This window comes from Roseovarius sp. D0-M9, assembly GCF_037083805.1.
GTDB lineage: Bacteria > Pseudomonadota > Alphaproteobacteria > Rhodobacterales > Rhodobacteraceae > Roseovarius.
The window spans coordinates 1-6887 of the sequence record NZ_JBAPKZ010000075.1; the positions used below are offsets into that span (position 1 = coordinate 1).

Sequence of the window (6887 nt, forward strand, 5' to 3'; positions counted from 1 at the left end):
CGCCGGTCGGCTCAAGCACCTGCCCGCGTCACCCTACGACACAACATCTGGTGTGGTCGTGAACTGACCGGAGACCCGCACACCCACACAAACCGCGAAGAAGCCATATAACTTCGCCAAAATCGATTTGCGTCGCGAAGGTCATGGAGACCTCCTTGCGCCCAGTTGTGATGTTGGAGATCCGGCCATATTTGATAAGCATAGAGACAGCATTCCCAGCTGGCGCTATCTCACTTCACAGAAAGGTCGGCAGTGTTTCGAGAAAGGCGATCGCATCGTCATCGAGGCTTTCAAGCCGCTTCTCCGTGTCCGAGGGCGTGTATTCAAACATACGACCTCGGAGCATTGTGACGACATCAACGTTTCCTTCGACATTTTCCCAATTGCCGAATGAGATGTAGTTAAAGCTTTCCACCATGCGACTCATTCCTCTTACCCGACGCGTCGTCCAACTCGACGCCCAGACGCCGCCGCTTTTTGTATCCTCATCTTGCGTCCAACAGAAAGGCCGAAACGGCCGCGCCATGAATGTCCGCCCCCGGGGAACGGCATGAACAAATAGGATAGTGCGCATCGCGCCAGACGGACAGAAAGGGCGGACCTGACTTTTCAAGTACATCTTCTTGTNCGCGCCATGAATGTCCGCCCCCGGGGAACGGCATGAACAAATAGGATAGTGCGCATCGCGCCAGACGGACAGAAAGGGCGGACCTGACTTTTCAAGTACATCTTCTTGTGCTTCGTCGACGTTTGCGCCCTGCGCTGTTTACGTCGGCTCCCCGAACGGCTTAACCAGAGGAAACGGCACGCCGAACCGGTTAAAAATTCCGCATTACCCCGCACAACTACGCCGCCTTCGGGTGTCTCTGCACGCATCGATAGCGGTCGTACCTGCCTCAACTGAGGCGCAACCCATTTTCGGCAAGCATCTGAAAAGACGACCAGTTTTGAATGCGTCTCGATTTGGGTGAAGGGCGGGTGAAAGGAGACGCGGGGTCGTTCGGAGACCGATTTCGGGCCAACTGCCAGTCACCAAAAGTCGGATGGCCTCGTTAAACCCTTTGAAACAAAAAGAAAAAAGGCCCACACTTGGGCCTTGTCTAGGGTTCGCGAATGGTTTGTGGCGGAGGGAATGGGCCTGAAAAACAACCTTCTCCACCTTGGGAAGCTCATCGAAGAGCGAAGTGAGGGCGACTTTTTATTCGTAAAAACAATAGTTTATTCAAATTCATCCTTGAACCGTTCGATCTGATGCATCCGCTCGTGCAGGATGGTGACGATCCCGATGTCGCTATTGGCAAGGCGTTTCCAGTACACGAAATGGCGCTCGTAGCGGAAGAAATACCCCTCCACCCCGAACTCGGCCGGCACGGGCCTCGACATCACGCCGTGTGTTTCGATCCGTTCGAACGCGTCAAATAGGCCGGTGAGGTAGGTTTCGGCCTGCGCCTCGCCCCACCGGTCGCGGGTGTATCGGTAGATCTCGTCGAGGCGGACCGAGGCCGCCTCCTGGAACAGGATTGCCATGGGCTCAAGCCCGGTTCCGCGAGATCACCTCGGCGGCAGTCAGGGGCTTGTAGCTTTGCTCGGGCGCGGCGAAAGCACGGTTCAATTCGGCCTTCAAGCGATCGAAGGCTTCGCGCTCGGCACGTTCCTTGTCGCGGCGGATGAGATCACGGACGTATTCGCTGACGTTCTCATAAGCGCCGCCCTCGCCGACATTGGTCGCAACGAACTCGCTCAGGGTACCGCTAACGCGGACGGTCATGGTAGTTGTGCGGGACATGGCAGGCGTCTCCTCTCGGCTCCAGTGTCTTCAAGATAACCAAAAAAGAAGACAGATCAAGGCGTGCGCAACGCGATCACTACCTTTGTCCGGCCTTCACTCGCCTTCGTCCTCCACCACATGACGTCCCGCAAGCGCGAGAAGTACGAACAGCACGGCATCGGAGTGCCGCGCCAGCGCGATGAGATGATCGCCGCTGGGCCCCCGTTCGCCCGCGAGCCAGTATTTCACGGTGCGCTCGCTGGCACCCGTCCAGCGCATTGCCATCTTGATCGAGCGACTGGTTGAACCGAGTTCCTCGTGCAACGCCATCGCCATAGCTTTCCGGTAATCAATCGGCTTGTCGATCAGGTGCACAAATGTGCCCATCTTCGGCACAACTGTGCCCATCTTGATCCGCATCTTCTCGTTCCCCTCCGATAAATATCTGTAGAGCCATGAAAACGGGAGAATCTCTTTTGCGCCCGAGACGATCCTTCGTGGTCGCCTGGCAAAAACACTTTGTTATTGGACGGTGACGGCAATGTTTCAAAAACCAGCGCCTCATGCGCGCATCCGGGATCTGCGGTCGCAGTCGCTGAGTTGCGGGACTGGAAAGAACTTGCCCTTTTCAGGAAACGACTTTCCAAGCACGCCATTGTCTTCTGCACACACCGATTGTGCCGAGCACACCGAGCGACTGCATCGGCGTCTTGGGTGGTGAAGAGGAGAAGCGCGTGTGAGAGGCGGTCGGGCAAACAGCGAAGACGGCGGCGCCAGCGCTGAACAAGACGTCCTCGCCGTCGCCTATGTCCGGATGTCGACCGATCACCAGAAATACTCGACCGAGAATCAGCTCGACGTCATCCGCAAATATGCCGCCGCCCGCGGCCTGCAGATCCTGCGCGTGTTCGAGGATTCAGGGCGTTCCGGGCTGCGGCTCGACGGCCGGGAGGCGCTGCAGAATCTGATGGCCGAGGTCCAGTCCGGCGAGGCCGCCTTCAAGGCAATTCTCGTCTATGACGTCAGCCGCTGGGGGCGCTTTCAGGATGCCGACGAGGGCGCCTATCACGAGCATGTCTGTTCCCGGGCCGGGATCCGGGTCCACTACTGCGGCGAGCAGTTCGAAAATGATGGCAGCATCGGCTCGAACCTCCTGAAAACCGTCAAGCGCGTGATGGCCGGCGAATACAGCCGTGAGCTTTCGGTCAAAGTCTTCGCCGGACAATGCCGCCTCGTCGAACTGGGCTATCGCCAGGGCGGCGCGGCGGGTTACGGGCTACGCCGGGTGCTGATCGATGAGCACGGGACCCCGAAAGGCGAGCTGTCGCGCGGCGAGCAGAAAAGCCTGCAAACCGACCGCGTGATCCTGGTCCCTGGCCCGGAGGATGAAAAGCGGGTCGTCCAGCGCATGTACGCGATGTTCGTCAATGAGGGGCGCACGGAGCGCGAGATCGCGGAAGTCCTGAACGCCGAAGGACACCGCACAGATCTAAACCGACCGTGGACGCGCGCGACCGTCCATCAGGTGCTGACCAACGAAAAATACATCGGGAACAATGTCTTCGCAAAGGTGTCGTTCAAGCTGAAGCAGCGCCGCGTGGTTAACCCGCGCGAGATGTGGATCCGCGCCGAGGGCGCCTATCCCGCCATAGTCGATCAGGCGCTGTTCCTGCGGGCGCGAGAGATCGTGGATGCCCGCAGCCGCCATTTCTCGGATGAGGAACTGCTCGACGCGCTGCGCGCGATCCTCAAGCGCCAGGGCATGCTGTCGGGGCTGATCATCGACGCGGAGGACGACTTGCCGTCCTCCAGCGCCTATCGCAGCCGCTTCGGCAGCCTGCTGCGCACCTACCGGCTGATCGGCTATGAGCCAGACCGGGACTACAGCTACATCGCGATCAACCGCGCCCTGCGGCAGGCCCATCCGCAGGTGGTGGCAGGAATCATCGCCGGGGTCACACGGCACGACGGGTGGGCCGTGCAGGATCCGGACACCGACCTGGTTCGGGTCAATGACGAGTTCACCGTGTCCATCGTGCTCGCCCGCTGCACGGCGACGGCGGCCGGATCGCTGCGCTGGCGAATCCGTCTCGACACCGGCCTGGTGCCGGACATCACCATCGCCGTGCGCATGGACGAGGTGAACAAGGTGCCGCGCGATTACTATGTGCTGCCCAGCATCGACATGACCAAAGGGAAACTAAAGTTCGCTGAGCAGAACGGGCTCGCGCTGGATGCGTACCGGTTCGACACGCTCGATTTCTTCTACTCGCTCGCCTCGCGGGCCAGGATCGCGGAGGTGGCATGATGCCCGACGACATGGAACCGACCAGCCAGAAGCAGGTGACCCTGATCCCGACCGACAGGGTTCGGGTCCTCAATCCCCGCGTCCGCAACCGGCGGACCTTCGAGGCGATGGTGGAGAACATCGCGCGCATCGGCCTGAAGCGCCCGATCACCGTTGCACCGCGTGCCGGGACCGACCCGCAGGAATACGACCTCGTCTGCGGTCAGGGCCGCCTCGAGGCCTTCATCGAGCTCAAGCAGGACCGCATTCCCGCCATCGTGATCGACGCCGACGAGAGCGACTGCCTCGTCATGAGCCTCGTCGAGAACTGCGCGCGGCGGCCGCATAACCCAATCGACCTGATGCGCGAGATCGGGATACTCCGCCAGCGCGGCTATACCGACCGCCAGATTGGTGAGAAAATCGGCTTGTCCACCGAGTACGTGAACATGATCGCAGGGCTGCTGGAAAAGGGCGAGGAACGTCTGGTAGCGGCCGTAGAGAGCGGAGTTCTGCCCCTGAACCTCGCCATCCAGATATCCAAGACAGATGCGAAGGGCGCGCAGAAGGCGCTGATGGATGCGTACACGCAGAACAAGCTGCGCGGCCGAAAGCTGGCGCTCGTGCGTCGCCTGATCCAGCAGCGCGAACTGCGCGGCCCGCAGATCCAGACCAACCCGCTCGGACGCCGCATTACGACACGCGCGCTGACCAGTGAAGGCCTGGTGCGGGCCTATCAGCAGGAGGCCACGCGCCAGAAACTGCTGATCAAGAAGGCTGAACTGACCCAAGGACGACTAATGTTTGTGCGCGAGGCGTTCCGCAAGCTCTGCGCGGACGAGCACTTCCTGACGCTGCTGCGGGCCGAGGGGCTTCAGACGATGCCCGCCGATCTCGCACGGTCGATCACCGAAGGTTCCCCGGCATGAAACGCGAGGCCAAGGAGACCCCGCAAAGCGTCAATCTCGGGTTCGAGGACGACTGCGTAACCCTTCCCATCGATGCGATCCTGCCGCTGCGCGCCCTCGTCAAGAGCGCGAAATCCGGTCGGAAATACCGGCAGATCGTGGCCTCCATCGCCCAGATCGGTATCGTCGAGCCGCCGGTCGTGGTTCGGAACCCCGACAAGTCTGCCACCTGGTTGCTGCTCGACGGCCACCTGCGGATCGAGGTGCTGAAGGACGCAGGCGAGAGCGAGGTGGAATGTCTGGTCTCCACCGACGACGAGGCCTTCACCTACAACCGCCAGGTCAGCCGCCTCGCGCCGATACAGGAGCACAAAATGATCCGCAAGGCGATCGAGCGCGGCGTGCCGGAGGAAAAGATCGCGCTCGCGCTTGACCTCAACATGAGCAGCATCCGGCGCAAGGCCCGCCTGCTCGATGGCATCTGCGAGGAAGCGGTCGCGATCCTGAAAGATAAGCCCTGCACTAGTGCGGTGTTTGACACACTGCGCAAGATGAAGACCATGCGGCAGATCGAGGCAGCCGAGTTGCTGGTCAACGCTAACAATTATTCCGTCGCCTACGTGAACGCTATCCTTGCGGGAACTCCGCAGGCGCAGCTGGTCGAGTCGTCCAAGCCGAAGAAGGTCAAAGGGATCACGCCCGAGGCGATGGCGCGAATGGAACAGGAGCTGGCCCGCCTGCAGGAGGGCATTGCGTCGATCCAGGATACCTACGGCCAGGATCATCTGCATCTGACCGTGATCAAGGGCTATGTCGGCAAGTTACTCGGGAACGCCCGGATCGTGCGCTATCTGGCGCAGAACCATCCCGAGTTCCTCGGCGAGTTCCAGACCATAACCGAGATCACGCCAGCGGAGGCCACGGAAGCCGAGTAGCAGATCGCTGGCGGACGATGGGGACCCGGACCCAATAAGCGCGGGGACCGCGGGAGACGCCGGACTGTGGGCCGGATCGAGCGCGGCGGTGGGGATGGCGGCGAACCCGCTCGGAGCCCACCAGGCTGGCTCGAGTTTTCGCCGGTCGCGTGGCCGCCCAAGCGGTTGCGTTCAATTCGGGGCGTGTCGGAGATTGGGCCACTCCGGCACGTCCATTTGTGCAGCAAGTCCCCGACGTTTTGCAGCGGCAGCGGGAAGCGGAGGCAAAGCGGATGATTGGTTAGACACCTTGGAACATCAGAAGGTTTGGTTCCCGCAAAATGCGCGACCGGCGTCAGCATCTGGGATAAGCCATTAGACTCGATCGCAAACTGTATCTCTTGCTGACGCAAGACGTTAAAAATTTGGGAGCAAATGTTACACTCGCACTTGAGAATTTGGACTATTTCGCCAGCCAACTGAACATTTTGAGCGTCTACCCCGATAACCGCACAGTCTACTGACTCAACTCCTTGAAATCATGACCCGAAACTGCCTAGCAGCGTACCGTGGCAGGTGGCTTTTCGTTGCTGTTTTATTTCATCTCATCACGCAGGCCGCCAAACGCCCTCACGGCGCTGTGCAGCACGCACATTGATTTGATTGCGCCACGCTATCGGTCCGAATCCCAACGGATGTAAAGGCTACCGGACTCCGAGCCATATACTTGTCTGCCCTCTCTGCAATTTTAAACGGCCCACCCGAGTTAATAAATCTCGGCATTGATGCGCACAAACATCTCATCCAAGTGCAACCGCCAGCGACTTGAATGCATTCCTGCAATGCGGCGCGTATAGAACCCGGCAGCAAACATTTGGCCAAATCAGCCCCCTAATACCTCAAAGATGGTCCCTTCTCGTTCCGTGTGGGTAGTCGGGCGCACCGGTGCTTGAGCCGCTCCCATATTTCGTGCCTTCGGTAGGCGCGTCCGACGCGGAGACCTCAGCCAT

7 protein-coding genes are annotated in these 6887 nt (G+C 60.1%); 3 read left to right on the forward strand and 4 right to left on the reverse strand.

The window, feature by feature from the left end:
* Window positions 1-235 precede the first annotated feature (235 nt).
* The 4 genes from V8352_RS20950 to V8352_RS20965 form a co-directional block, all read right to left on the reverse strand.
* Complete coding sequence (locus V8352_RS20950) at window positions 236-526, reverse strand: hypothetical protein (RefSeq protein ID WP_336426209.1); 291 nt, start codon at window positions 524-526, stop codon at window positions 236-238.
* A 692-nt stretch (window positions 527-1218) separates the two neighbouring features.
* A complete protein-coding gene (locus tag V8352_RS20955) occupies window positions 1219-1527 on the reverse strand; it encodes a type II toxin-antitoxin system RelE/ParE family toxin (protein ID WP_336426210.1) in 309 nt (102 codons plus the stop codon).
* 4 nt (window positions 1528-1531) lie between these two features.
* A complete protein-coding gene (locus tag V8352_RS20960; protein WP_336425837.1) occupies window positions 1532-1786 on the reverse strand; it encodes a ribbon-helix-helix domain-containing protein in 255 nt (84 codons plus the stop codon).
* Between the two features lie 96 nt (window positions 1787-1882).
* Window positions 1883-2188 carry an XRE family transcriptional regulator gene (locus V8352_RS20965; protein ID WP_336426211.1) on the reverse strand — a complete coding sequence of 102 codons (306 nt, stop codon included), beginning with the start codon at window positions 2186-2188 and terminating at the stop codon, window positions 1883-1885.
* 316 nt (window positions 2189-2504) lie between these two features.
* Here V8352_RS20965 and V8352_RS20970 point away from each other — a divergent pair, with 316 nt between their 5' ends.
* Genes V8352_RS20970 through V8352_RS20980 form a run of 3 tightly spaced genes read left to right on the forward strand, consistent with a single transcriptional unit; the run spans window position 2505 to window position 5898 of the window.
* A complete protein-coding gene (locus V8352_RS20970) occupies window positions 2505-4076 on the forward strand; it encodes a recombinase family protein (protein WP_336426212.1) in 1572 nt (523 codons plus the stop codon).
* Window positions 4076-4984: a plasmid partitioning protein RepB C-terminal domain-containing protein gene (locus tag V8352_RS20975; protein ID WP_336426214.1), complete on the forward strand. Its 909-nt coding sequence runs from the start codon at window positions 4076-4078 to the stop codon at window positions 4982-4984. Before V8352_RS20970 ends, V8352_RS20975 begins: the two co-directional genes overlap by 1 nt.
* Entirely contained in the window at window positions 4981-5898 is a 918-nt protein-coding gene (locus V8352_RS20980; protein ID WP_336426213.1) for a plasmid partitioning protein RepB C-terminal domain-containing protein, read from the forward strand. The genes V8352_RS20975 and V8352_RS20980 overlap by 4 nt, the downstream gene beginning before the upstream one ends.
* The last annotated feature ends 989 nt before the right edge of the window (window positions 5899-6887 follow it).

Excerpts from the sequence above, each read along its gene's own strand:
- V8352_RS20950 (WP_336426209.1), bottom strand. The coding sequence starts at position 526 with ATGGCGCGGCCGTTTCGGCCTTTCTGTTGGACGCAAGATGAGGATACA.
- V8352_RS20965 (WP_336426211.1), bottom strand. The coding sequence starts at position 2,188 with ATGCGGATCAAGATGGGCACAGTTGTGCCGAAGATGGGCACATTTGTG.
- V8352_RS20960 (WP_336425837.1), bottom strand. The coding sequence starts at position 1,786 with ATGTCCCGCACAACTACCATGACCGTCCGCGTTAGCGGTACCCTGAGC.
- V8352_RS20980 (WP_336426213.1), top strand. The coding sequence starts at position 4,981 with ATGAAACGCGAGGCCAAGGAGACCCCGCAAAGCGTCAATCTCGGGTTC.
- V8352_RS20975 (WP_336426214.1), top strand. The coding sequence starts at position 4,076 with ATGCCCGACGACATGGAACCGACCAGCCAGAAGCAGGTGACCCTGATC.
- V8352_RS20955 (WP_336426210.1), bottom strand. The coding sequence starts at position 1,527 with ATGGCAATCCTGTTCCAGGAGGCGGCCTCGGTCCGCCTCGACGAGATC.